This window comes from Paenibacillus sp. 22594 (assembly GCF_052044425.1).
Classification (GTDB): Bacteria; Bacillota; Bacilli; order Paenibacillales; family Paenibacillaceae; genus Paenibacillus_AQ.
Genome location: NZ_JBQENA010000003.1, coordinates 728509 through 755038, shown reverse-complemented (window position 1 = coordinate 755038; position 26530 = coordinate 728509). Strand labels below are relative to the sequence as shown.

At 45.3% G+C, this 26530-nt stretch carries 27 protein-coding genes; 17 read left to right on the top strand and 10 right to left on the bottom strand.

Translation table 11 applies throughout. From position 1 onward, the window contains the following. On the top strand, window positions 1-198 hold a 198-nt coding region (locus ACTJKB_RS14100; RefSeq protein WP_440834729.1), incomplete at its 5' end, for a hypothetical protein. 197 nt (window positions 199-395) lie between these two features. Here ACTJKB_RS14100 and ACTJKB_RS14095 read toward each other — a convergent pair. Further along, window positions 396-1496 (bottom strand): HD-GYP domain-containing protein, encoded by a 1101-nt coding sequence (locus ACTJKB_RS14095; RefSeq protein WP_440834728.1) that lies wholly within the window; start codon window positions 1494-1496, stop codon window positions 396-398. Between the two features lie 200 nt (window positions 1497-1696). Further along, a complete protein-coding gene (gene gyrA, locus ACTJKB_RS14090) occupies window positions 1697-4240 on the bottom strand; it encodes a DNA gyrase subunit A (RefSeq protein ID WP_440834727.1) in 2544 nt (847 codons plus the stop codon). Window positions 4241-4636: 396 nt separating this feature from the next. Between gyrA and ACTJKB_RS14085 the strand changes: the two genes are divergently transcribed. After that, window positions 4637-5518: a YheC/YheD family protein gene (locus ACTJKB_RS14085; protein WP_440834726.1), complete on the top strand. Its 882-nt coding sequence runs from the start codon at window positions 4637-4639 to the stop codon at window positions 5516-5518. A 74-nt stretch (window positions 5519-5592) separates the two neighbouring features. Here ACTJKB_RS14085 and gyrB read toward each other — a convergent pair whose 3' ends face one another. The 7 genes from gyrB to ACTJKB_RS14050 all read right to left on the bottom strand — a co-directional run bounded on the left by gyrB (window position 5593) and on the right by ACTJKB_RS14050 (window position 12243). After that, complete coding sequence (gyrB, locus tag ACTJKB_RS14080) at window positions 5593-7503, bottom strand: DNA topoisomerase (ATP-hydrolyzing) subunit B (RefSeq protein WP_440834725.1); 1911 nt, start codon at window positions 7501-7503, stop codon at window positions 5593-5595. 46 nt (window positions 7504-7549) lie between these two features. After that, the gene (gene remB / locus ACTJKB_RS14075) at window positions 7550-7798 is read right to left on the bottom strand and encodes an extracellular matrix regulator RemB (RefSeq protein WP_019914525.1); all 249 of its coding nucleotides are present in this window, start codon (window positions 7796-7798) and stop codon (window positions 7550-7552) included. Between the two features lie 16 nt (window positions 7799-7814). Beyond that, window positions 7815-8933: a DNA replication/repair protein RecF gene (gene recF, locus ACTJKB_RS14070; protein ID WP_074086490.1), complete on the bottom strand. Its 1119-nt coding sequence runs from the start codon at window positions 8931-8933 to the stop codon at window positions 7815-7817. A gap of 22 nt (window positions 8934-8955) precedes the next feature. Next, entirely contained in the window at window positions 8956-9183 is a 228-nt protein-coding gene (gene yaaA, locus ACTJKB_RS14065) for a S4 domain-containing protein YaaA (protein ID WP_074086489.1), read from the bottom strand. A 48-nt stretch (window positions 9184-9231) separates the two neighbouring features. Then, the gene (dnaN, locus tag ACTJKB_RS14060) at window positions 9232-10374 is read right to left on the bottom strand and encodes a DNA polymerase III subunit beta (RefSeq protein WP_440834723.1); all 1143 of its coding nucleotides are present in this window, start codon (window positions 10372-10374) and stop codon (window positions 9232-9234) included. Window positions 10375-10571: 197 nt separating this feature from the next. Continuing rightward, entirely contained in the window at window positions 10572-11918 is a 1347-nt protein-coding gene (gene dnaA, locus ACTJKB_RS14055) for a chromosomal replication initiator protein DnaA (RefSeq protein WP_440834722.1), read from the bottom strand. Between the two features lie 184 nt (window positions 11919-12102). Continuing rightward, complete coding sequence (locus tag ACTJKB_RS14050) at window positions 12103-12243, bottom strand: hypothetical protein (RefSeq protein WP_167374746.1); 141 nt, start codon at window positions 12241-12243, stop codon at window positions 12103-12105. 348 nt (window positions 12244-12591) lie between these two features. Here ACTJKB_RS14050 and rpmH point away from each other — a divergent pair, with 348 nt between their 5' ends. The 12 genes from rpmH (at window position 12592) to ACTJKB_RS13990 (ending at window position 24249) form a co-directional block, all read left to right on the top strand. Next, window positions 12592-12726: a 50S ribosomal protein L34 gene (gene rpmH, locus ACTJKB_RS14045; RefSeq protein WP_019914530.1), complete on the top strand. Its 135-nt coding sequence runs from the start codon at window positions 12592-12594 to the stop codon at window positions 12724-12726. Between the two features lie 353 nt (window positions 12727-13079). After that, a complete protein-coding gene (rnpA, locus tag ACTJKB_RS14040) occupies window positions 13080-13430 on the top strand; it encodes a ribonuclease P protein component (protein WP_074086485.1) in 351 nt (116 codons plus the stop codon). An 86-nt stretch (window positions 13431-13516) separates the two neighbouring features. Continuing rightward, window positions 13517-14437 (top strand): YidC/Oxa1 family membrane protein insertase, encoded by a 921-nt coding sequence (locus ACTJKB_RS14035; protein ID WP_074086484.1) that lies wholly within the window; start codon window positions 13517-13519, stop codon window positions 14435-14437. Continuing rightward, entirely contained in the window at window positions 14434-15168 is a 735-nt protein-coding gene (jag, locus tag ACTJKB_RS14030) for an RNA-binding cell elongation regulator Jag/EloR (protein WP_440834720.1), read from the top strand. Before ACTJKB_RS14035 ends, jag begins: the two co-directional genes overlap by 4 nt. A 122-nt stretch (window positions 15169-15290) precedes the next feature. Continuing rightward, window positions 15291-16667, top strand: coding sequence for a tRNA uridine-5-carboxymethylaminomethyl(34) synthesis GTPase MnmE (gene mnmE, locus ACTJKB_RS14025; protein WP_440834719.1), 1377 nt, complete (start codon window positions 15291-15293; stop codon window positions 16665-16667). Window positions 16668-16721: 54 nt separating this feature from the next. Next, window positions 16722-18608, top strand: coding sequence for a tRNA uridine-5-carboxymethylaminomethyl(34) synthesis enzyme MnmG (mnmG, locus tag ACTJKB_RS14020; protein WP_440834717.1), 1887 nt, complete (start codon window positions 16722-16724; stop codon window positions 18606-18608). A 3-nt stretch (window positions 18609-18611) separates the two neighbouring features. Further along, complete coding sequence (gene rsmG, locus ACTJKB_RS14015) at window positions 18612-19334, top strand: 16S rRNA (guanine(527)-N(7))-methyltransferase RsmG (RefSeq protein WP_440834716.1); 723 nt, start codon at window positions 18612-18614, stop codon at window positions 19332-19334. A gap of 418 nt (window positions 19335-19752) precedes the next feature. Continuing rightward, window positions 19753-20568: a nucleoid occlusion protein gene (gene noc / locus ACTJKB_RS14010; protein ID WP_440834715.1), complete on the top strand. Its 816-nt coding sequence runs from the start codon at window positions 19753-19755 to the stop codon at window positions 20566-20568. A 211-nt stretch (window positions 20569-20779) separates the two neighbouring features. Further along, entirely contained in the window at window positions 20780-21541 is a 762-nt protein-coding gene (locus ACTJKB_RS14005) for a ParA family protein (protein WP_020425724.1), read from the top strand. Continuing rightward, a complete protein-coding gene (locus tag ACTJKB_RS14000; protein ID WP_440834714.1) occupies window positions 21534-22376 on the top strand; it encodes a ParB/RepB/Spo0J family partition protein in 843 nt (280 codons plus the stop codon). The genes ACTJKB_RS14005 and ACTJKB_RS14000 overlap by 8 nt, the downstream gene beginning before the upstream one ends. Before the next feature lie 93 nt (window positions 22377-22469). Further along, window positions 22470-23627, top strand: a complete 1158-nt coding sequence (locus ACTJKB_RS13995) for an aminotransferase class V-fold PLP-dependent enzyme (RefSeq protein ID WP_440834713.1) — start codon at window positions 22470-22472, stop codon at window positions 23625-23627. Between the two features lie 121 nt (window positions 23628-23748). Then, window positions 23749-24249 carry a DUF4446 family protein gene (locus ACTJKB_RS13990; RefSeq protein ID WP_440834711.1) on the top strand — a complete coding sequence of 167 codons (501 nt, stop codon included), beginning with the start codon at window positions 23749-23751 and terminating at the stop codon, window positions 24247-24249. On the opposite strand, the gene yyaC is transcribed toward ACTJKB_RS13990, so the two are convergent. After that, window positions 24221-24829, bottom strand: a complete 609-nt coding sequence (gene yyaC / locus ACTJKB_RS13985; RefSeq protein ID WP_440834769.1) for a spore protease YyaC — start codon at window positions 24827-24829, stop codon at window positions 24221-24223. The two genes, ACTJKB_RS13990 and yyaC, sit on opposite strands and share 29 nt — an antisense overlap. 164 nt (window positions 24830-24993) lie before the next feature. Between yyaC and ACTJKB_RS13980 the strand changes: the two genes are divergently transcribed. From ACTJKB_RS13980 to ACTJKB_RS13970, 3 genes are read left to right on the top strand one after another with little or no spacing between them, the layout of a single operon-like run. After that, entirely contained in the window at window positions 24994-25266 is a 273-nt protein-coding gene (locus ACTJKB_RS13980; RefSeq protein ID WP_440834710.1) for a DUF3343 domain-containing protein, read from the top strand. Beyond that, window positions 25259-26287, top strand: a complete 1029-nt coding sequence (locus ACTJKB_RS13975) for a mechanosensitive ion channel family protein (protein ID WP_440834708.1) — start codon at window positions 25259-25261, stop codon at window positions 26285-26287. Before ACTJKB_RS13980 ends, ACTJKB_RS13975 begins: the two co-directional genes overlap by 8 nt. After that, window positions 26287-26496: a DUF951 domain-containing protein gene (locus ACTJKB_RS13970; protein WP_074112964.1), complete on the top strand. Its 210-nt coding sequence runs from the start codon at window positions 26287-26289 to the stop codon at window positions 26494-26496. Before ACTJKB_RS13975 ends, ACTJKB_RS13970 begins: the two co-directional genes overlap by 1 nt. Window positions 26497-26530: the final 34 nt, after the last annotated feature.

The following is a 26530-nucleotide window of genomic DNA, read 5'->3' as shown; positions in this document are numbered from 1 at the left end:
AACTCTCCAAATTGGTATTTAGAAAGAGCGATTGCTCATTTTGAAACATCTGACGAGAATAAAATATTCTCTATTTTGGATCTCACTTTCGTGAAATCCCACTCACTCGTTGTTCAGTTTTCAAAGATCAAGCTCGTTGTCGGTGTCGATTATCTCGTCACCAGCAACTCTTATAATATATCATGTTCGGCCGAGTAATGCAAGCTCTTTTTTTCAATTTCTTTTCGAGCTCGGCGTTGATGTTTCTTGGCCGGAATAAGAATATACCATGTACAGCGTTTCATTGCAAGCATTATTTTAGAGATGCTTAGTAGAAAGGCTGTTCCATTCTTAACCACCCATTGTTAGCAGCTAAGAAGGGAAACAGCCTTATGGGATAAGCAGCAAAGACAGCCTTAAGCAATAATCTCTTGGATATACAATTCCCGATCCAGCATTAAGTTAACGATTGCACCTTCCACTTGCACCATAGGGCGGGTGGGATTACTCCGATCTGTAAAAATAATCTGACCGTGGCGACCATCACTAAGACGTATTCTTGTACCGTTGTATAAGTTAGTTGTTTTCTGAATGAACGTTTGGACAATGACAGGATCAAGTTTACCAAAGCTCTCTGTAAGCAGCTGCTCTAATACAAGATAGGGTGACTGTGCCTTTCTATAGGCCTTCACAAGTGTCATGGCATGGAATATATCTGCAACGGCCACAATCTTAGCATAGAAGTGGATCTGACTGCCTTCCATACGAAGCGGATAACCTGACCCGTCAATTTTCTCATGATGCTGCAGCGCGGCCAATCGAACACCTTCATTGATAGCCGTAACATTACGCAACAGCTGGTATCCATAGGTCGTGTGCCTGCGGACTTCCTCTATCTCAGGGGCAGTCAACGGCGTTGGCTTCTGAAGCAGGGCAGCATCTACCTTGACGTTGCCTATATCATGCAACAGGCCTGCAAAGGCACACTGCATCCAATCCTTTTGTGGATATCCGCACCACTGGGCGATTTTATAGGAGGTTAAAGCAGAGAGTACCGCATTATGATAATTATAATCCTGTTCCAAATGAACGCGTGGTGCAAATTTCAGTACATGATAGTCCTTCAAGTGGCTGATTAGTGCTTCTAACTGACTTCGTAATTCCAATATGGGGAGTGGGGCGGCAGCAGCCGCAGCATAGCTTTTTTTAACAAGTGCCACCATCTTCTCATATTCATCATGAAGTGGAGAATTGCTTTTGACCAGTTGAGACTCGTTGATTACAGCACCAGATTTTGCCGAAGCTGTCTGCTTCGTGGCTTTGGCTGTTTCAGGAGCAGTACTCTCCCCCTGAGCACCTTCGATCTCTATTTGTTGAATCAAGAAGGCCTGCAGGATTTCAATATCCCTCGGTAATATAATTTTCCCTTTGGTGAACAGAATGCCACCCAAAGGTGTGACTACATCTTTAATAATTTTTGTACCTGGCTTAACTTCTCCTACCGTTATGCTTGGCATACATTCAGCCCCTCTGTTTCAGTGAAACTTGTGCTCAGTGATTTTACTTCCCTAATTATAGTATGGATAACCTCAAGCGACTAGATGGGGTAAGGTGTTTCCTTAAAAAATTAATTCCAGTGATTTATTCATTTCAACCCCACATACACAAAAAGAGCATGAGTCTCTGCAAGCAGAAACCCATACTCTCCATAATAAATTTATTCGAGGCTGTCGTCTTCACTATCGGAAACAGTTTCGGACTGAACTTCTTCAACAGTTCCTTCTACTGCTGCATCCAGAATCTCTTCTCCTGTCTCTTGTTCGGAGAACTCATCCTCTTCATTTTTATCGGCTCTGCAGAGCGTAGCGACTGCATCGTCTTCACGGATATTAATCAGCTTAACCCCTTGGGCATAACGGCCCATGGTAGAAATGCCATCCATGCTGGTACGGATCAGAGTGCCACTCGTCGTGATGATCATGAGGTCCTCATCTTTTTTGACAACCTTCAGTCCGACTACCGGACCGTTCTTGTCAGTAAGATTAATGGTCTTGATCCCTTTACCGCCACGAGTTTGGGAGCGATAATCGAGGGCAGGGGTACGTTTACCGTAACCTTTGGTGGTAACTATCAGTACCTCAAGTTCCTTATCTACACAATCCATCCCAATGACCTGGTCATTATCATCCAGTGAAATACCTTTAACACCAGTTGCGCTGCGTCCCATAGAACGAACATCGTTCTCGGAGAACGTAATCGACATCCCGCGTGCCGTACCAATAATCAGATTCTGCTCACCATCTGTCAGCTTCACCTCGATCAGTGAATCCTCTTCACGGAGATTGATCGCAATCAATCCGCCTTTGCGGATATTGTTGTAATCCTCAAGAGGTGTCTTCTTAACGATCCCTTCACGGGTAGCGAAGAACAGATATTTGTCGCTGTCGGCATCTTCAACTTGGATTACAGCGCTAATCTTCTCACCCTGCTCAATCTGAATCAGGTTGATGATTGGTGTTCCCCGTGCAGTGCGTCCCAGCTCCGGAATCTCATAAGCCTTGATCCGGTAAACCTTGCCCTTATCGGTAAAGAACATCAGATAATTGTGGGAGTTGCTCACAAAGAGATGCTCCACAAAGTCCTGGTCTTTGGTATCCATCCCGATAACACCACGGCCTCCGCGCTTCTGGCTGCGGTAGGTGCTAACTGGCAGACGCTTGATGTACCCGGTATGCGTAATGGTGATGACAACCTCTTCACGTGGAATCAGATCCTCATCGAGGATACTTTCTTCACCTACCGTGATTTCCGTACGGCGATCGTCAGAATACTTATCCCGAATCTCCTGAAGCTCATTACTGATAATCTCCAGTACCAAATGCTCATTAGCCAGAATTTCACGATACTCCGCGATCTTGGCCAAAAGCTCGTTATATTCGTTCTCAATCTTTTCCCGTTCCAACCCGGTCAGACGCTGCATCCGCATATCAAGGATGGCTTGTGCCTGTTCTACGCTGAGGCTGAATGTGCTCATTAAGCCATCTCTTGCAATATCAGTAGTTCGGGAAGCACGAATTAAGGCAATAACCTCATCGAGATGATCTAGCGCGATTCGCAGGCCTTCCAGGATATGTGCCCGCGCTTCAGCCTTCTTGAGGTCAAAGACCGTCCTGCGACGGATAACTTCCATCTGGTGCTGCAAGTAGTGGTAGAGCACATCACGGAGATTAAGAGTCTTTGGTTCGTTATTAACGATAGCAAGCATGTTAATACCAAATGTAGACTGCATCGAGGTGTGTTTATAAAGATTGTTCAGCACAACGCTCGGGTTCACATCACGTCTCATCTCAATAACTACACGCATGCCATTGCGGTCGGACTCATCACGCAGATCTGTAATGCCTTCAATCCGTTTTTCACGAACTAATTCAGCGATCTTCTCCACCAATCTGGCTTTGTTGACCTGGTAAGGCAGTTCACTAACAATGATTCGCGCTTTTCCGTTATTCTCTTCAATATTTGCTTTGGCTCGCATTGTAACCGATCCGCGGCCAGTTCGATAGGCTTGACGGATACCTTCACGGCCCAAAATATAACCGGCCGTTGGGAAATCCGGACCTTGAATATATTCCATGAGTTCCATGGGTGTAATATCAGGATTCTTGATCATAGCCTGTACACCATCAATAACCTCTCCCATATTATGAGGAGGAATATTGGTAGCCATACCAACAGCGATACCCGATACCCCATTTACAAGCAGGTTCGGATAACGGGCTGGCAATACTACCGGCTCATTCTCTTCACCATCATAGTTGGGCGCGAAATCAACCGTTTCTTTATTCAAATCGCGAAGCATTTCACCGGCAATTTTGGAGAGCCGGGCTTCGGTATAACGCATTGCAGCAGCCATATCCCCGTCAATGGAACCAAAGTTGCCATGACCATCCACGAGCATATACCGCATTGAGAAATCCTGCGCCATACGTACCATCGTTTCATAAACAGCAGAGTCCCCGTGAGGGTGATACTTACCAATGACCTCACCGACGATTCTCGCTGATTTCTTATGAGGTTTATCGGCAAACATTCCAAGTTCCGACATCGCAAACAAAATGCGTCGGTGGACAGGCTTAAGTCCGTCCCGCACATCCGGCAAAGCCCGGCTCACAATGATGCTCATCGCGTAATCCATAAAGGATTCACGCATTTCCACACCAATGTCCCGATCTTTGACTTGCGGGTTATTTTGTTCAGCCATGAGTTGCTGGACCTCCTTCAGTTAAAAACCGCTACCCTTTATTATATTACTTTCACAAAAGTAGCACAATTAAACATGATAGCCTTTTATCTTCTATAATGATTTTCTTTTAGTGGGATACGGGTATACGCCCTCTCAGCCACTGTCTTCCGTACATAGACTGTAATGACAAGAAGAATGACCTTATATCCCTGTTTTTGTCCCAAAAGACATAGCCCCATATCCTTATATTATAGCACTGTTTGGGTGGCTTGTCCTGACATTTCAGTATACCTAGTGCCAGACCCTATGTATATGAAATCCATTTTTACGACGAGCAGATGAGTAATGAATATCCTAATTGCATGAAGAAAACTAGGGGATTGATTGTTTGTAATACTTTGAGGGAGGTAGACTATGAGGATTCAACGGGTATCCAGCAAATGGTCTAAGACGAAAGTCATTTTACAAAACCGTCAGCTGGCTATATTCATCCCCGAAACGCGAAAATATAGTCAAGAGGCGTTAATAGAACTGCTTGGGATCTATGGGACGGTATATATTAAGCCAGATCGTGGCACTTACGGCAGCGGCGTAATGAGGGCAGAACAACGCACGGTCCATTTAAGCCCAAGTGGCCATCAGCCGGGCAATGATTGTGATCCAAACAATGATATGGAGAATAGCGAAATAATCGTTGAACAAAAGGTAATATATATCCTTCGTTACGCAAAAGATGCAGAAGCTTTTTCATCACTACAAGAGCTGCATGCAGCGTTATTGCCGCGGATTAAGGGTCGTATATATTTGATTCAGCAGGGCATTGATCTACTACGTCATCAGGATCGGCCTTTCGATCTAAGGGTACTTACGCAAAAAAATCTGTCAGGAGCATGGGAAACCACGGGGATGCTGGGAAGAGTAGCCGCACCGCAAAAAGTCGTCACCAACTATCATAGTGGAGGCAGTATTTTTTCCGTCCACCATCTGCTTAAAGAACATATGAGTCCAATTGAACTGAAAACAACCATTCAGCAGTTGAAATCATTGGGAGTAAAAATTGCCACACAGCTAGAAACTGCTTATCCGGATCTTAAAGAGATTGGACTTGATGTAGCTTTGGATCCGCATCATGATCTCTGGCTACTGGAGGTCAATACCCTTCCATCCATTATTGTGTTCAGTAGCTTTCAGGATAAGACGATTTACCGTAAAATCCGTCTTTATGCAGTAGCATACGGCAGATTAAAAAGAACCCGCTCCTCGATTTCCCGGCACAAATTGGCTAAAAGACGATAAAAATAAGAACCTCCGCATTCTCATATTTATTACAAATAGAGAAAACGGAGGTTCACTATAACAGCTTACAAATATTAGATATCGAGATTTCGTACGGATTGAGCATGCTCCTGGATAAATTCGCGACGCGGCTCAACATTATCACCCATCAGCGTATCAAAGATTCCGTCCGCCAGGATTGCATCCTCAATGGTAACCTGCAGCATCATACGACTCTCAGGGTCCATAGTTGTATCCCAGAGCTGTGTCGCATTCATCTCTCCGAGACCTTTGTAGCGCTGAACATTGACTTTAACATTCTCACCGAAACTGGCAATAATCTCCTCTCGCTCCTTCTCAGTTTGAGCATAGCGGATGACTTTATTACGCTCAATCTTAAACAGTGGCGGCTGAGCGATATAAATATAGCCTGCTTCGATAATTTTTCGCATGTAGCGGTAGAAGAACGTTAGCAGCAAGGTTCTGATATGTGCTCCGTCGACGTCCGCATCGGTCATGATGACAACCTTGTGGTAACGGGCTTTTGACAAATCGAAGTCATCGCTGATGCCGGTTCCCAATGCGGTGATAATTGCCCGAATTTCAGCATTGGACAATATACGGTCCAGGCGCGCCTTCTCAACGTTCAGTATCTTCCCGCGAAGCGGCAGAATCGCCTGGAAATGACGGTCACGTCCCTGCTTGGCGGAGCCGCCGGCGGAGTCCCCTTCGACGATGTATAGCTCGCTGATGGAAGCATCCTTGGAGGAGCAGTCAGCCAGCTTGCCCGGCAGGGCACTGACTTCAAGCGCACTCTTGCGGCGGGTTAGCTCACGGGCTTTGCGGGCTGCTTCACGGGCACGGGAAGCCTGCATGGATTTCTCCAGCACACGCCGGGAAACCGCTGGATTTTCTTCCAAAAATTCCTGCAGTTTTTCTCCGAAAAGGGATTCCACAATACCGCGCACTTCACTATTGCCCAGTTTGGTCTTGGTCTGGCCTTCGAATTGGGGCTCAGGAATTTTGACGGAAATGATCGCCGTTAGACCTTCACGCACATCATCACCCGTCAGGTTGGAGCTGCTATCCTTGATTACTCCGGTCTTACGAGCATAGTCATTGATGATTCTGGTTAATGCGCTCTTGAAGCCGGATTCATGAGTCCCGCCCTCATGCGTATTAATATTATTGGCAAAAGAGTAAATGTTCTCTGTATAGGAATCGTTATATTGCAGAGCAACTTCCACCGCAATCATATCCCGCGAGCCTTCTACGTAGATTGGGTTTTCGTGCAGTGCTTCTTTTTTCTCATTCAGATATTTTACATACTCTACGATACCACCCTCGTATTTGAACACATTCGATGTTCCTGTTCGTTCATCCAGCAACGAAAGCTCAATACCTTTGTTCAGAAAAGCCAATTCGCGAACACGGGTAAGCAGGGTCGAATACTCAAACACAGTGGTTTCAGTGAAAATCTCCGGATCTGGATGGAACGTTGTAGTCGTACCCGTCTCATCGGTATCACCGATAACCTTGATATCATATTGCGGAGCACCGCGTCTATATTCCTGCTGGTAGATATGACCGTCACGCTTGACGTTCACAACCACCTTCTCGGACAAGGCATTCACGACAGATATCCCTACACCGTGCAGACCGCCTGATACTTTATATCCGCCACCGCCGAATTTCCCTCCTGCATGCAGGACAGTCATAACGACTTCAAGCGTAGACTTCTTCAGTTTTGCATTCTCACCGACAGGGATACCCCGGCCGTTATCAATTACAGTGACACTATTATCTTCATGAATCTTCACTTGAATCCGGTCGCAATAGCCTGCCAGCGCCTCATCGATACTATTATCGACAACCTCCCAGACCAAATGATGCAGACCTTTGGCGCTAGTAGAGCCGATGTACATGCCGGGACGTTTCCGAACTGCCTCCAGCCCTTCCAGTACCTGAATCTGGCTCTCATCATATGTCGGTTGATTCATTGACATGCCTTCACCTACTTCTTTCAGATTATCTCTTGTACATCATACAACATTATATTTCCAGCAAGATTTTGGCTCGTTTTTTAAGAGTGGAGGAGGAGATAGGGGAGTAATATACAGTATTTTTGGTTACGACAATGGACTTCGCTTCCTCTTCACCGATTCGTTCCAGTTTTTTGTCCTGCTCGGAATGAATAATGAACTGCTTCGATACCTTGGAGGATTTCTCAATCGAGATATCAAATATAGCAATTAACTCTGAGGATCGAATAATCTTTTCCCCGCCCAAATGAATATACATGGTCTTCCTCCGCTCTTTAGATCTCCACTTTCCCGTCATGCACATGATATAGGCTTGCGCCTTTTAATTTATCGGCACTCAGACTTTCAACCCCGGTGGCGGTGATAAAAGTCTGCACCTTGCTTTGAAAAGTTTCGATAAGCTGGGTCTGACGATAGGGATCAAGTTCGGACAAAACATCATCAAGAAGCAGCACAGGATACTCTCCGATCTCCTCATGGATCAGCTCAATTTCCGCCAGCTTGAGCGATAAAGCTGCCGTGCGTTGCTGCCCTTGGGAACCGTAGACCTGAGCTTCTCTTCCGTTGATAAAAAAGGACAGGTCATCCCTATGGGGACCCGTCAGCGTCATGCCGCGCCTGATTTCCTGATCTCTCGTTTGTGATAACTTTAACATAAAATTGTCTAATAAGACAGCTTCATCTTCCATCTCACGCTCACCAAAAGAGGGAACATACAATAGTTTCAGTTCTTCTCCGCCGTTCGTAATGCCACGGTGAATGCTTTCTGCCCATATTTGCAGCTTCTTTATGAATTGTTTCCTTTTTTTGACGATTTTAACACCATGCTCTACAAGTTGGGCATCCCATATTTCTAAAAGCTCTTTGCCAGCAGCCTCTTTCCCCCAAAGCTGCTTCAGCAGGTTGCCCCGCTGGAGCAGTACTTTCTGGTACTGCTGCAGATGAAACAGGTAGCCCGGCTGCACTTGGCCGATTTCCATATCAAGGAACCGGCGCCGGATGCCAGGGGTTCCTTTAACAATTTCCAGATCTTCAGGAGCGAACATGACAACGTTCAAAGAACCTATGAACTCGCTCAGCTTTCGCTGCTCCAGTCCATTAATCCTGGCTTTTTTGCCTCCAGTAGTCAGGGTCAGCTCCAGCTTCAAATCCCCGTATTTACGTTCCACCTCGGCCACAATTTGCGCGGAGCCTGCTGGAGCGTCAAAGGAAATAAGCTCCTTGTCCTTGGAGGTCCGATGACTCTTAGTCATCGCCAGCACAAACAGTGCCTCCATCAGGTTCGTTTTACCCTGGGCATTCTGACCAAGTATCAGGTTTACATCGCCCAGGTTCTCCAGACGCAGCAGCCCGTAATTACGGTAATGCTGCAGACCGATATTTTTGACAAACACGAAGCTGTGCCTCCCCGAAGTGTTACTCTTTTATTCCGCCGCCTTCGACTTCGAAAACGCCGTTATCCTGAACCTCTATTTTATCACCCGGATACAGCTTTCTTCCACGCCGATCTTCCTTTTCTCCGTTGACCCATACGTGTCCTTCCTGAAGTAAGGCTTTGGCCATCCCGCCTGTGGATACACAATCAGAGAGTTTCAAAAACTGGTCGAGCTTAATATATCCACTGTGGATAAGTATTTTTTTCATGATTTTCGTCCTTTCAGCCACTTATCCACATGTGCATGGAGAGCGGCATTAATTCGTTGTACGATACGGGAGAATGACATACAGACTACGGCTTTCATCCAGCGGTTTCAGGATAATCGGACTCATCATTCCTGTAAAAGCAATTACGAGCTGCTCACTCTCAACCACCTTGAGCACATCCAGCATATATTTTGAGTTGAAGGAGATCTTGAGCGGTTCGCCTTTAAAATCAATGACTTCCAGCTCTTCTCGTACTTTACCCAGCTCCGATGAGCTGGATGAAATTTCAACATCCCCATTATCCAGCGTCTGCATACGTACAATATTCGTTTTTTCCTCGCGGGACAACAAATAAGCACGGTCAATCGATTCGCTAAGTTTTTTTGTATCTAAAGTTAGTTCTGTTTTGTAGGCAGTCGGAATAATTCTAGAAGTATCCGGATAAATCCCGTCAAGGATCCGCGAATAGAACAGCACCTTGTCGATCTTGAACAGCACCTGGTTGTCAGCCACTACAATGTCGACCAGCATATTCTGGTCCGGAATAATTTTGCTGAGTTCGTTCAGCGTTTTACCGGCAATGACAACATTAGCAAATTGGACACTTTCAGTACCTTCCAGATGTGCAGCTCTTGTCGCCAGACGGTGGCGGTCGGTCGCTGTGAACTTGAATTCATTATCGCTAAGATTCCACAGAATCCCTGTCAAAATAGGAGTTGTCTCCTGTGTGGAGATGGAGAAAGCAGTTTGTTTGATCATATTTTTCAGCAAATCACCAGGCATTGAGATGGTCTCGTTCTCCTCAATGCTAGGCAGCACAGGGAACTCCTCGGGATCAAGGCCTACGATTTGAATCTCGGTGGAACCTGAAGAGATATAGGTTTGAAAGCCTTCCTTGACTTCCATGTGAATTTCTTTGGAGGGAAGCTTCTTGATAATCTCAACGAAGAACTTGGCTGGAAGCACAACGCTTCCGGGCTGCTCGACTTTTACAATCGTATGGCTGTCATCTTCAGCAGGAATAAAGGATTGGATGGAGATATCCGTATCGCTGGCAGTCAAAGTAACCCCCTGATGGCTGACTTCAAACTTGATCCCGGTCAGAATCGGGATGGTTGTTCTGCTGGAGATTGCCTTGGATACGTGACCTATCGATTCGTTGAGTTCATTTTTAAGAATGCTTATTTTCATGATTTCACTCCTAGCTGAAAAATTGGGAAATGGGTGATGGTTCTTCCTCTACGAAACGCGGCTCTTAGAAGATGAATTATTATAGTTATTTATTAGTATTAGTAGTAGGGGCTCCGTTTATGTGGATAACCCCGAAAACAGCATAAAATTAAGCCTACCCACATGTGTATAGATTGTGTATAGGCTCTTAGTTCCTCTTATGAAGGATTTTTAATTTTCTCCGCAAGATTATTTACCACTTTGTACAACTCCTGGTCTACCTTTAATGACTGTGTAATCTTCTCATGGGCATGAATAACGGTTGTATGGTCCCGTCCTCCGAATGCCTCTCCGATCTTAGGCAGCGAATAATCCGTCAACTCCCGGGAGAGATACATGGCGATCTGCCGTGGAAAAGCTACAGCCTTGGTGCGTTTACGCGCTTTGAAGTCTTCCATGCGTAAATTGTAATATTCGCCGACTTTTTGCTGAATATCATTGATTGTAATCATCTTTGGCCGGCTGGAAGGGATTATATCCTTGAGGGCTTCGGCTGCCAGATGAGTAGTGACATCCTGGTTGGTCAGAGACGAGTAGGCGACTACGCGAATTAGAGCACCTTCAAGCTCACGAATGTTCGTATCGATCTGATTGGCAATGTACATCATTGCTTCATTCGGAATATCGAGGTTCTCTGCCTTGGCCTTCTTACGCAGAATGGCAATTCGCGTCTCCAGATCCGGTGGCTGAATATCGGTGATGAGTCCCCATTCAAACCGGGAGCGCAGCCGTTCTTCCAATGTGGGAATTTCCTTTGGGGGACGGTCGCTAGAGATAATGATTTGTTTGCGTTCTTCGTGCAAAGCATTGAACGTATGGAAAAATTCCTCCTGCGTTGACTCCTTGCCGGCGAGGAATTGAATGTCGTCAATGAGCAAAATGTCAACATTGCGGTACTTGTTACGGAAGCTTTCTCCGCGGTTGTCACGGATGGAATTGATGAACTCATTGGTGAATTTCTCAGACGAGATGTAGATAACCTTGTTATTTGGGTTATGCTCGAGCACATAATGTCCGATTGCATGCATCAAGTGAGTTTTTCCTAATCCTACGCCTCCATAAAGAAACAGGGGATTGTAAGCCTTGGCCGGTGCTTCTGCCACTGCCAGTGAGGCAGCATGTGCAAAGCGGTTGCCGGAACCGATGACGAACGTATCAAAAGTGTACTTGGGATTAAGCAAATGGGTCTGCGCTTCTTCACGCGATACCGCTGGAGAAGGAGCCATTTGTTGAACTACCGGCTCGGCCGGTTTGTTCTCCTCAATGACAAATCTGACCTCAACTTGCTCACCGGTAACTTCATAAACAGTAGCTCCTACCAATTTTGTATAACGACTTTCCAGCCATTCTACGGCAAAGGTTGTAGGCGCCGAGATGATTAGAGCCTGAGGGCCGAACGTAAGCGCCTTCGTAGCCTTAAACCAGGTATCAAAGCTCGGCTTGCTTAGTTTGGTTTGAATAATCGATAAAATTTGCTGCCATAATTCGGAAGTATGGCTGTCCACAGACTGTCACTCCTTTAAATCTTCCAAATGTGGCATCAGCCATGAAGTGGAAATGTCGAAGAAAATGGGTTGGTGCTGAATCTTATCCCCAATAGGCAATATATAGAGACAAAAAAACATGGATAAATTTGAATTGTTCACAACTTTATCCACAGCTTGTTGATAATATAGGGAACAAACAAATCTATTCACATTCAAAAGTAATACCATCATAGCAAAACCCCCCTTGTTTTTCAATGTGCGCGGCCATTTTATCCACAAATTCAATCACTTGTGTATAATTTTTAAGAACAACACTAGATATTGTTGATAATTTGTTTACCATTCGACATGATCTCCTATGCCGGCGATTTTTTTATACACAGGTTGTTCGAAGCTGTGAGTATTTAGTTTGATTTTTTAATCACAGGTGGATAACTGTAAAACGCTGTGGATTATTTTGCAGGAAAAAACATTGTGGATAAATGCATTAAAAAGAGGATGTATAAGGGGAAGCGGACAAGGTTGACTTTTGAATCGATTATATGCTTTAATATATAAAGGTGTTTTCTGTGAGGATATGTCTCCAAATTAAAATGATAATACTTGTAGATACTGTCCCTACTTCAAGGACGGCCTAGTCCGTTTCTGCTTATATGACAGTAAATATGATCCTGTAAGGGAGGTGCAATACATGAGACCGACGTTCAAACCGAATGTGAGCAAACGCAAGAAGGTGCATGGTTTCCGCAAAAGAATGAGCACGAAAAACGGCCGTAAAGTGCTGGCAGCCCGCCGCCTGAAAGGCAGAAAAGTTTTGAGTGCGTAAGTTAGGCCACTTAAGGACCACTACGGTGGTCCTTTTTTAAATGTTGGGGACGTATTGTTTTACATCCGTAAATTAATTACTTCCTTATATACCGTCAGAAACGGTTCTCACACTAGAAAGAAACAAGGGCAACGGTTTCTTCTCATTGTATGGAATTATTCAGCTCTGCAGTGGAATGCGCCTAAGACAGCGTTGCTACACTTTGCGGGGCTTTTTAATGTACGAATATAATTGATGTGGGATGAAGTAGTGTTCAGAACAAGAGCTGTTTATGTCGGCTCCCCGATGACTATACTAATTAGAAGATAAAATTCCGGAGCACTTTGAGTCCGGTCTTTGAATAGGAGATTCCCGTGCACAAAAGTCTAAGATTACGAAACCGCGCCGACTTCAGCCGCGTATACCGCCATGGGAAGTCTTTTGCCAATCATCAGTTCGTGGTGTATTGGTTCAGCAGAAGAGAGGTGGAGCGGTTCCGGCTTGGAGTGTCGGTCAGCAAGAAGGTCGGAAACGCGGTTGTCCGCAATCGGATGCGACGGCTGGTCAAGGAGATTGTCAGACATCATGAACCGGAAATTTCCGGAGGTATTGACATGGTGTTTATCGTAAGAAAAGGGGCACTCTCCAAGGATTATGCCGAACTGGAGAAAAGCGTTCTTCATGTGCTTCGCAAAGCCAAGCTGCTCAAGGCTTCACGCGCGTAATAGGGGCAGAATGGGCTTGTTTATTTGTATTCATAAATATGATATGATTTACGGTGCAATGGAATGTTTAAGAGAGGGGTTTTGAAGTGTCTCTATTGAAGACTAAACGAGGAAAATGGTTTCTTCTCCTCGGTGTAATGGTATTAATGATTGCTGTTCTGTCGGGGTGCTCTCCGTCGTCAACAACTGTGACGCATACTACGGAGGATTTGAAGCACGGAAGCTTCTGGCAGAGTAATGTGGTTTATTATTTTGCCACAGCCTTGGATACCTTTGCTAAATGGTTTAATGGACAATATGGCTTAGCCGTCCTTGTAATGGTTATTATTGTCCGCACAATCATCCTGCCGCTTACGATGAAACAGGTAAAAAGCTCGCGTGCGATGCAGGCTATTCAACCGGAACTCGAGAAAATTAAGAAAAAATATAAAGATACGCCTGAAAAGGTACAACAAGAAACGATGCGCCTGTTCCAGGAGAACAAGGTTAACCCAATGGCCGGCTGTCTGCCGCTGATTGTGCAAATGCCGATCTTTATCGCGCTTTACAATTCAATCTATTATAATCCGTCTCTACGTGAACACTCGTTCCTGTGGCTGCAGCTCGGCAAGCCCGATCATCTGTTCATCCTTCCGCTTTTGGCAGCAGCGACTACATTCCTGCAGACCCGGATGATGACTAAGATGAACCCTGTACAACAGCAGGGTCCTATGCAGTTCATGATGATGGTATATCCAGTTCTAATTTTCATCATGTCCTACAACTTCCCGTCTGCACTTCCGCTGTATTGGTTTTACAGTAACTTGTATACCATTATTCAGAACTATTTCTTGTACCGCAACAATGACAAAGCCAAATTGGCTATTGCTACTGCTGGTGCAGGCACCGGTAGCACCAAAGAAGTCAATCTGGTGAAGAGTAAGAATAACTCCGCCCGCAAGGATGTTACTCCTGCTGCGAAAGGCAACAGCAGCAAAGGAAATAAGGAGGCCAAAAAGTCAAAATGAGCAAAGTCGTCGCGACAGGGAAAACCATTGAAGAAGCTGTAGAACGAGGCCTTAACCAGCTTGGAGTTCACAAGGACCGGGTAACGGTCAACGTACTGGAACAGCCGTCAAGAGGATTCCTGGGATTGATCGGTGCGAAGGGTGCCAAGGTCGAACTGACCTTGATTACCGAAGCCGCACCGGCATCAGCGGCGAGTGCTCCGTCACTGCCTCATCAGTCAACTAGAGAGAGCAAACAAGAGGCTGCCGGCGGTGTACCACGCCAAGATTCCGGACACCCGGTAGAGGATGCTTACCAAGAGGCCGTTCATTTCATTGTGGATGTCGCCAAGAGCATGGGGCTCGAGGTGGAAGTTGAAATCATTCATGCCAAGGAATCGACTGTTCTACAAATATCCGGTCCGGACCTGGGGCTGCTGATCGGCAGAAGAGGACAAACTCTTGATGCTCTGCAGTATCTGGCCAATATTGTTGCCAACCGTTATTCCGATAGTTTTATCCGGCTTGTGCTGGATGCGGAGAATTTCCGTGAACGCCGAAAGAAGACGCTGGAAGAGCTGGCTGACCGCTTGGCTGGACGAGTTGTTCGTACCCGCAAAGAGGTTGTTCTGGAGCCAATGTCCCCTCAGGAACGGAAGATTATTCACTCCAGATTACAGGACCACCGGCAGGTCAATACACTCAGCAAGGGTGAAGAACCGAACCGCCGCGTCGTTATCACATTGAAGTAGAGACTATATTGCCGCAATGACTCCTTGACCAATGTAAGGGGTCATTGTTTTTTTCGAATATATGAACAAAATCATTCATTCAGCCAGAGCTGAAGTGTAGAACAAATTGAGGTGAACAGAGTATGCTTAGTGACACCATTGCTGCTGTATCTACGGCATTAGGCGAAGGCGGGATAGCGATTATCCGGGTCAGTGGCCCCCAAGCGATTTCCCAGGTGGCTCCATTGTTTCGCAGTAAGACACCGCTCACAGAAGTGGAATCGCATACCGTTCATTACGGGCATATCATCAGTCCCGATGACGGAGAACGAATGGAAGAAGTGCTGGTCACTGTGATGAAGGGACCACGTTCTTTTACTACTGAGGATGTGGTTGAAATAAGTGCACATGGCGGTGTGATCTCGGTTCGGAGAGTAATGGATCTTCTGCTGCAGCAGGATATTAGACTTGCGGAACCTGGGGAATTCACTAAGCGCGCATTTTTGGGCGGACGTATTGATCTTTCCCAAGCGGAGGCGGTAATCGATCTGATTCGTTCGAAATCGGACCGGGCTTTTTCGGTTGCGCTGAAGCAGGTTAGCGGCTCCTTGTCTGAACGTATTCACACACTCCGCCATACACTTATTGAAACACTGGCTCATATTGAAGTGAATATTGATTACCCTGAGCATGATGTGGAATCCTTGACTGCTGAATTTATTAAAGATAAAAGCACAGAGGTTATGGATGGCATCAACAGACTGCTTAAGACAGCAAATGAAGGAAAAATACTGCGCGAGGGCATTACGACTGCAATCGTCGGCCGTCCCAATGTTGGCAAGTCCTCCTTGCTTAACGCGCTTGCCCGTGACAACAAAGCGATTGTAACCGATATTCCGGGAACAACGCGTGATGTTATAGAAGAGTATGTAACGATTAACAATATACCGCTAAAGCTGCTTGATACTGCTGGAATTCGCGAAACAATGGATATTGTGGAGAAAATCGGCGTTGAACGCTCCAAGGCGGCATTTAGTGATGCTGATCTTATCCTGCTTGTTCTGAACTCAGCCGATGAGCTTCATGAGGATGAATTGGCATTAATGGAACAAATCCAAGGTAGACAAGCACTGGTGATCATGAATAAAATGGACTTACCTTCCCGTTTGGACAAAGATAAACTGCTCTTTTATTTCAGCGAATCGAGCATTGTTCCGATGTCTGTGCTGGAGGAGGAAGGTTTAGATAAGCTGGAGGAAGCAATCTCTGAGCTCTTTTTTGAAGGTAAGCTTGAATCAGGGGATCTGACTTATGTAAGCAATGTAAGGCATATTGCTCTGCTCAAAAAGGCTTATAAATCCTTGCAGGATGCCTACGAGGCTGCTGATATGCATATTCCTATAGATATGATTCAGATTGATGTACGCCTTGCGTGGGAGCAGCTCGGAGAGATTATTGGAGATACGGCTGCTGATTCGCTCTTGGATCAAATCTTTTCACAATTTTGTTTGGGGAAATAACTGCGCTTGATAAGCGTATCCACTATAAAAAGAAGAAACTAGGAGGTAACACCTATGAACTTTGATGGAGGCAGCTATGACGTAGTGGTCATTGGCGCAGGCCATGCCGGCTGCGAGGCTGCACTTGCCGCAGCACGAATGGGCTGCCGCACGCTGATGATTACAATTAATCTGGACATGGTAGCCTTCATGCCATGTAATCCGTCCATTGGCGGTCCCGCCAAAGGGCATGTTGTGCGTGAGATCGATGCTCTCGGCGGTGAAATGGGCCGCAATATTGATAAGACCTTTATTCAACTGCGCATGCTTAACACCGGTAAAGGTCCTGCAGTTCATGCGCTACGTGCACAAGCAGACAAATTTCTTTATCAGCACGCGATGAAGGAAACCATGGAGAAAACTCCAAATCTGACCCTTCGCCAAGGGATGGTGGAGGAACTGATTGTTGAAGATGGAAAAGTTGCCGGTGTCATCACAAAGACAGGAACGGTATACCATAGCAAAACAGTCATTCTGACTACAGGAACCTACCTGCGCGGCAAAGTGATCATGGGTGAGTTGACTTATGAGAGCGGGCCGAACAATCAGCAGCCTTCGGTTAGACTTTCTGAGAATTTGCGCGAACTTGGGTTTGATCTTGTTCGATTTAAGACTGGCACACCGCCACGGGTGCATAAGGATACGATTGATTTTTCTAAGACTGAAATTCAGCCAGGAGATGAGAAGCCGAAGTTCTTTTCCTTTGAAACCAAATCATCTGATAATGAACAGTTGCCCTGCTGGCTGACCTACACTTCCGAAGTTACTCATCAGATCATCAATGATAATCTGCACCGGGCTCCGATGTTTACGGGTATTATTGAAGGAACAGGTCCAAGGTATTGTCCTTCCATTGAAGACAAGGTGGTGCGTTTTAGCGATAAATCGCAACATCAGATCTTCCTAGAGCCTGAAGGCAAAAACACAGCTGAATATTACGTTCAAGGGTTGTCTACCAGCCTTCCTGAAGACGTCCAATTGGCTGTGCTGCGATCTATTCCTGGGATGGAAAAGGTAGAAATGATGCGCAATGGTTATGCGATTGAATATGATGCAATGGTTCCAACCCAGCTTTGGCCTTCACTGGAAACCAAACGCCTGCCTGGCTTGTTCACAGCTGGACAGATTAACGGGACATCCGGGTATGAGGAAGCGGCAGGACAAGGAGTTATCGCCGGTATTAATGCGGCCCGCAAGGTACAGGAGAAGGAGCCAGTTGTACTGGACCGTTCTCAAGGATATATTGGCGTTCTGATTGACGATTTGGTTACCAAAGGAACCAATGAGCCTTACCGGCTGCTTACCTCACGTGCAGAATACCGTTTATTGCTTCGTCATGACAATGCTGATTTGCGTTTGACACCAATTGGTTATGATATTGGTCTGATTCCAGAACAGCGATATGAAGCTTTCCTGGAGAAAAAAGAACAGGTAGAGCGTGAAATCATTCGTCTTCGTGAAACCAAGGTGAAACCTGTCGATGTCAACACTGCACTTGCGGAGTACGAATCCGCGCCCATTGTTGATGGAAGCAACCTGCTGACACTGATGCGGCGCCCGGAGCTTACTTACAGCTTCGTGGATCTGGTGTCACCTTCTCCTGAAGGTTTGGATGAAGAAATGAAGGAGCAGGTAGAAATACAGATCAAATATGCCGGGTATATTGAAAAACAGCTTCAGCATGTGGAAAAGCTGCAAAAGATGGAGAAAAAGAAGATTCCAGACGATATCAACTACAATGAAATTCATGGTCTGGCTATGGAAGCCCGGCAAAAGCTGACTAAAATTGCTCCTATCTCTATTGGTCAGGCATCTCGAATTTCCGGTGTAACCCCGGCTGATATTTCAATACTCCTTGTACACCTGGAGCATTATAACCGTGTGACAGCAGCGAAAGGATAATCTATGGATAATACTGCAGCTCAGTTTACTGCTTTACTGCAAGAACAAGGAATCACAATAACACCAAAGCAGTTAGAGCAATTTGAACTTTATTTCAAAGAGCTTGTTTCATGGAATGAGAAAATGAACCTTACCGGCATAACTGAACGCGACCAAGTGTACATGAAGCATTTTTATGATTCACTTTCCCTGTCTTTCTTCATGAATATGGAGAATGTGAATAAACTGGCGGATATCGGTTCAGGTGCTGGGTTTCCTGGAATCCCTCTGAAAATTTGTTTCCCGCATTTGAAACTTACCATCGTAGATTCACTTAGTAAACGAATTTCATTTCTTCAACACGTCTGTGATACATTGAAATTACAAAATGTACAATTGATTCATGGAAGGGCTGAGGATATAGCACGTCAGTTTGTTCACCGTGATGCGTATGATTTGGTAACAGCACGAGCTGTTGCACGTTTATCGCTGTTGAATGAACTTTGCCTTCCCTTTACCCGAAAAGATGGAGTTTTTGCGGCGATGAAGGGCAACGATCCTACCGAGGAGTTGACTGAGGCCAAGCGCAGTTTTAAGGAATTACGTGCTGAACTACGCAAGGTGGAATCCTTCAGTCTGCCTGTTGAAGAGTCAGCCAGGCATATTATTTTAATCCATAAAACTGGCGCGACCCCGGCAAAATATCCGCGCAAAGCAGGAATGCCGGCTAAAGCTCCATTAATTTAATTGTTTCACGTGAAACATTTTACGATATCCGTTCAACAAGTGAAAAAATCGAACCTTTTCTCTTTGGAGAGGTTCGATTTTTTGTTTAGGACGATTAAAGCATGAAATGCAGGAAAAATAGGTCTCTTTGGAGAATAGGATTATAGGTTAAAAAGTGATAGAATAATATAGTAAGACTTTTCATGCGTAAGCGATTCATTCGCTGCAGAATCTCCAATATATGAAGGCGTAAGCCTGGGACGGTTTTCAGGTTATTTCATTAAACGGATACCTGAAGGCGACGCGCAGTATCGCTGCTCCGGAAGCATACGCTTCTTTTGAGGACGGCGTAGCCGCTTCTACTTGCTGTACGATAAGCTTTTCGCTAGGCAAGGTCAAGAAGATCGTACTATAACGAAATTAGGTGGTTATGAACGGAATGAAAGAACAATTCACCAAGCTTTTTGGATTTACCGAGCGGAGCAGCGGAGAAGAGGTCAAACAGATCCCGGTTCATGAGGTCATTAGTAGTCCTTATCAGCCCCGGACAATTTTTGATGACGAAAAGATAGACGAGCTATGTCAAACTATCAAAACTCATGGGGTTATCCAGCCGATAGTCGTTCGTATGCGTGATTCCCAATATGAGATCATTGCAGGAGAACGGCGCTGGCGAGCAGTTAAAAAACTGGGGATGGAAACGATCCCGGCTATTATTCGTGAGTTCAATGATTCACAGGCTGCTTCTATAGCTTTAATAGAAAATTTGCAGCGTGAAAACTTGACCTCAATTGAAGAGGCTATTGCATACCAAAAATTAATCGATCTTCACCAATTGACACAAGAGAGCCTGGCGCAGCGGCTTGGAAAAAGTCAATCAACCATTGCCAACAAAATCCGTTTGCTAAATCTCCCTGAACAAGTGAAAACAGCATTAATGGAAAGACAAATTACAGAACGACATGCAAGATCACTGCTATCGCTTGATACAGTTGAAATGCAGCTAAAGGTTCTGGGTGAGATCATTTCCAAAGGGTTGAATGTGAAACAAACGGAAGCGCGTATTGCCTTCTATAAAGCAGTTAATCAAACCAAAAAATCAAAACGGGTTTCCTACACTAAGGATGTTCGTCTCGCTCTTAATACAATTCGTCAATCCATAGATATGGTTTCCGGTTCGGGAATGGAGATTAAAACCTCTGAAAACGACCGCGGTGACCATTACGAGATTGTCATTCAAATCCCAAAACGATAAATGGTTTTAACAAGCTGAAGGCGGCCCTGAGGTGATTGGCCGCCTTTTCTGTGACCTGAACCGGAGTATTGTCAAACAACCCAAATGTGAGTCTTATCTGAAACTTGCTTATATTTTTCGTGAAATTGATGCCATAGCTCAGCAGGCGGTTAGCGCCGTTACAACTCACGACCTACAAGATGATTCTTCCTAACAATTCGAGGTGAAATTAGTGTCCAAGATTATTGCTATAGCAAATCAAAAAGGTGGTGTTGGTAAAACAACAACCTCTGTAAACTTAGGTGCCGGAATGGCTACTTTAGGAAAAAGAGTGCTTCTTGTTGATATCGACCCACAAGGAAACACTACTAGCGGCGTTGGCATCAACAAAGCGGATGTAGCAAATTGCATTTATGATATTCTTATTAATGAAGCAAATCCCCAAGAAACGATATTAGAGACACAAATTGAAGGTCTCCATATTATTCCGGCAACTATTCAATTGGCTGGTGCGGAAATTGAATTAGTGTCCACTATTTCCAGAGAACTAAAGCTGAAGAAGGCTTTAAATGCCGTAAAGTCGAATTACGACTATATTATTATTGACTGCCCGCCATCATTGGGTATCCTTACCATAAATTCACTCACCGCAGCTGATTCCGTTATCATTCCAATCCAATGTGAATATTACGCATTGGAAGGTTTGAGCCAACTGTTGAATACGGTTCGTCTGGTTCAGAAAAATCTTAATCCTCATCTCAAAATAGAGGGAGTGCTTCTGACAATGCTGGATGCCCGGACGAATCTTGGGATTCAGGTTATCGAAGAAGTGAAAAAGTATTTCCAGGAAAAGGTATACAGAACGATTATTCCGCGTAATGTGAGACTAAGTGAAGCCCCTTCACACGGGCAATCCATTATTACTTATGATAATCGCTCCAAAGGTGCAGAAGTGTACCTGGAGTTGGCAAAGGAAGTGATTTCTTATGAGTAAGCGTTTAGGGAAAGGACTCGATGCACTAATACCATCTTTATCCATTAACGAAGATGATAAAGTTGTGGAGATCCCTTTAGCGCAATTGCGGGCGAACCCCTACCAACCGCGTAAGGATTTCAATGAAGATGCCATTCAGGAATTGGCAGAATCGATAAGACAGCATGGAGTCATACAGCCGATTATTGTTCGGAGTGTTCTAAAAGGCTATGAAATCATTGCCGGCGAACGCAGATTCAGAGCATCACAGTTTTGTGGTAAAGCAACTATTCCAGCAGTTATCCGTAGTCTAAGCGACCAACAGGTTATGGAAATTGCGCTGATTGAGAATTTGCAGCGTGAAAACTTGAATGCTATGGAGATTGCGGTTGCATACCAAGGGTTGATGGATCAATTCGCACTTACCCAGGAAGAGCTTTCTTTGAAGGTAGGGAAGTCCAGATCGCACATCGCAAATTTCCTGCGTTTGCTTTCCTTACCGGAAGAGGTGAAGGAATATGTTTCACGTGGAACAATTTCCATGGGTCATGCCAGAGCTATTGTAGCACTTAAAGACCCGGAAACTGTTAAACAACTAGCGGAACAATGTGTGGAACAGCAATGGAGCGTTAGAGAGTTGGAAGAGGTTGTTAAGAATTTGGACCGTAAACCAACTGGGGCAATTAAGGCAAAGATAGTAAAGCGTGATCCGTATATTGATAATGTTGAAGAGTTATTGCGTGAGAGATTCAAAACAACAGTGAAAATCAAACAGGGTAAAGAAAAAGGGAAAATCGAATTGAACTATTACAGTGCCCAAGACCTGGAAAGATTGTTGGAACTATTGGGCAACTGATATGGATATCTGTGCTAAAAACATATCCTGAGATATCCCTTGAAACGGATATGGAGGGGTATGTTTTTTGATGAAAGGGTGGAGGGTGAGAAAATGGAGGAATTGGTCTATTTGGACCATGCGGCAACCTCGTGGCCAAAACCGCTTGAGGTTGGCTCGGCCATGATGGACGCACTACAAAACTCCGGAGCGAATGCCGGACGTGGGAGTCATTCATTAGCCATAGGAGCCGGGCGTGTACTTGTGAGAGCACGAAGTAAACTAGCTGAACTCTTTTCTGTCTCTAATGCCCAAAATATTGCCTTTACACACAATACTACAATGGGGCTAAATATGGCCATTAAGGGTACACTTCAACCAGGGGATCATGTTATTACAACAATGACGGAACATAACTCCGTGCGTAGACCTTTGGAGTTTTTGCGTCAAACCCTGGGTATCTCCATTGATTATGTGAAGGTTGATCGTGAAGGACAAGTGGATTTGCTTGAATTGCAAAGGACCTTTAAGCCCAACACAAAAATGGTGATATGCAATCACAGCTCTAACCTGTTAGGAAGTATTTTGCCTATTGGTGAGATTGGAGATATTGCCAAGTCAAATGGTGCAGTCTTTCTGGTGGATGCTGCTCAAAGTGCAGGTTCATTAACTATTGATGTAAAAAAAATGAATATAGATCTGCTTGCATTTCCAGGGCATAAAGGGTTACTGGGGCCACAGGGTACTGGAGGGTTGTATATAGCGCCGGAGCTGGATCTGATCCCTCTGATGCATGGAGGCACTGGGAGCCAGTCGGAAAATAGCGAACAGCCTGGCGTGCGTCCGGACCGGTATGAGGCAGGCACGCAAAACGGGGTGGGGATAGCCGGACTGCTGGCAGGAGTGACGAAGGTGATGTCTCTGGGTCTGGAGAATATCCACCGTCAGGAATGGGATTTAGCCCAGAAGCTCATGGAAGGGTTGTCTGTTATTCCTGGAATGAAGCTGCTAGGACCTGAGATAGGTTCGGAACGAAGTGGGATAGTGGCCTTTGTCATTGAGGGGGAGGATTCAGCAAATATCGCTCATCGCCTCGATCGTGAATATAATATTGCTGTACGCGCAGGTATGCATTGTACTCCGTTAGCCCATAAAGCTGCATCAACACTTAAGAGTGGGGCTGTAAGAGCAAGCGTGGGCGTCACTTCAACAGATAAGGATATTCACAGAATGCTGATTGCAATAACAGAAATGTATGGACAGAAAAAATAATATATCAAGCAAACATATATTGGCACCAATGTTATGCATGGTCATGTGTGAAAAAGAGGTAGTAAGATGATTAATACGGAATATATCTACACTTATATTTATACAGAAGGATGGTCTGTACATGTCGGAGTTAAATGAAGTGATTTCTGAGCAGTTGTCGGTATTCATCATGGGGTTTGCATTAATTATCATGGTGCTGGCAATCACATTGATTGTTCAGGGAGCAAGGATTCGTAAAATGCGGCGGAAATATGAGGCAATGATGACCGGGAATGGTGTGGAAGACCTGGAAAGTTTACTAATCGATCTAAGAAACCAGGGGGACATGCTGGAAGAAACGCAGCGGGAGCACAAGACAATGATTGAGGCAGCACAGGTCAAACTCCGAGGCATGAAGTCAAAGGTTGCAGTGAAACGATACAATGCTTTTGGAGAGCGGGGGAATGACCTGAGCTTCTCGATTGCTATCATAGACGATAATCGGAGTGGGGTTGTCTTGACTAGTCTTCATAACCGTGAAAATTCATATGTTTACTCTAAACCTCTTGAGGGCGGAGAATCGAAATATCCGCTGTCACCCGAAGAAAAGGAAGTTATTGCTCTCGCGTCGCAGCAGATCTAGCATGAAGGTTCCATTGTCTTAAAGCAGAATAGAGACTGGAAGCAATGATGTCGGACAACCGCATGACTAGACTTAATCTTGTGTTCTGCAGGACAAAATACTCCATAAATCCGCCGACATTCACAATTCCAGTGAGGTGGATATCTCCGACAGGAGGAAGTTGCTTGTTAACCCCCGCTCCGGGCCTCAGTGGACCTTCGACAACCTGAATACATCCGACACTGGCGGAATGACCCAGGCAGGCATCAATGCCTATGATAAATGGATGTTTGTGTTTTTCGTGAATTAGGGTAAGAGTTTCTTCTAAATTCACAGCGTGTACAGGCTCGTCTAAGGTACCATACAAATGAAACAAGGGACTGTGAAAGCGGGCTAATGCCGTTCCGACAAGTGGTCCGAGTGAATCGCCGGTTGAACGGTCTGTACCCACACAGACTATAATGATTGGTGTGTCTGAGTGGGTGCGGGAGAAATGAAACAGCAGCCGATGTGTAATAGCAGAATAGATATTGGGATCAGCATGTGATATTTTTAAACAAGACGGTTCCGGCAATGAGGCAGCTTTAGAAGAAGAATTCATATGATCTTCCTTTCTGAGACGGAGCGTATGCGAAAATACCAGCAGATAAGCCATAGGATATTTTGGTTTGAGAGCCTGCTGATGATCCTAGTATATGGATGAAAAATGTTTTTTATACTTCACTCGATAGAGATAGGACAATAAACCCAGAAGGAGGCTTGCACATGAATGAGGAACTGCTGATTGCCTTTGACTCTACCCAACAGGCGCTGCGTGCTGAGATGCTGCTTGAATATGCAGAAATCGAAATTGATATTTTCCCCACTCCGAAGGAGATTACTGCCGGGTGTGCAATGTCGATCCAATTCTTTCGGGGAGCACTGGGAGAGGTCCGCAAGATTGTAAAGGAACAGAATGTTGAGATACGTGGGATTTTTAGAGCGAATAAGAGTGACGGTTATGAATTAATCGGAGAAAAGGAGGGGTTGGATGAATAGGTGGATTCTGGAGACCTTGACTACTGGCAAAGCTGTGCAAAATGCAGTTCGGTTCAAAGACGAGGTGTGGAACGTGGTAACAGATGCGGAGATGTGGGCGAATGTGTTATTTGCAGGATTGCGTATTCTTTTAATCTTCATTTTGACCCGAGTTATTATTAAAGTTGTCTCTAAGGTGATTGACCGGTCGATGGAAAGGGAGACACGCGGAAAACTATTAGGGGATAACCGCAGGTTCTCAACCGTAGGCGGGTTGCTGAAGAATGTGGTTACGTTCATCTGTAATTTTGTCATGATTATGCTGGTGCTTTCCGAATTTCATTTCAATCTGGGTCCACTATTGGCAGGGGCTGGTGTAGTCGGACTTGCCATCGGGTTTGGAGCACAAAGTTTGGTCAAGGATGTAATCACCGGCTTCTTTATTATTTTTGAGGACCAGTTCGCTGTTGGTGATGTAATCCAGACAGGAACTTACAAAGGGACAGTAGAGATGATTGGTCTCAGAACGACAAGATTGCTAAGCAGTACTGGTGAAGTACACATAATCCCAAATGGCACAATTATCAACGTTACTAACTATTCACTGGCCAATGCTTTGGCGGTTGTGGATGTTCCGGTGAAGATTGAACGGGGTCTTGAGGGGACACTCGCCTTGATCGGCGAAGCTCTTAAAGGGATAGAAGAGCGGAATCCAAATGTTATTGCCTATCCGAATGTTCTGGGGATTCAGTCCATGAGCACCTCCGAGTATGTGATCCGGGTGGCAGCGAATTGTCTTCCGAATGCAAGAGATGCTGCAGAGCGGCAGATCCAGAGTGATATTAAACAGGCATTGGAGAAGCAGAGTGCTCTGGAGGCTGCTAAGGCCGAGCAGGAAGCGCGTGAGGCGGCAGAACAGGCTGCAAGGGCTGCAATGGAAGTGGAGAGCCTGGAAGCGGCACAGAGGGAACGTAATCCGGCAGAAGCAAGACTGGGCAGACAGGTGGCCGCTACCCATGAGGGAGAAGAGGAGGGACAGTAATGGAACGGAAGGTTTTTGGGCTTGGTGATATTGTTCTCATGAAAAAGCCGCATCCTTGCGGCACTAATGAAATGGAGATCATTCGTATGGGAATGGATATCCGGATTAAATGTACCGGCTGTCATCACAGTGTCCTCATTCCCCGTGCAAAGTTCGAGAAAAACATGAAAAAGGTGTTGCGTTCAGCCGCAGGAGAAGCCAGCGAATAATTAAACTTGCAAAAGTAAAGTTGGCATGCTACAA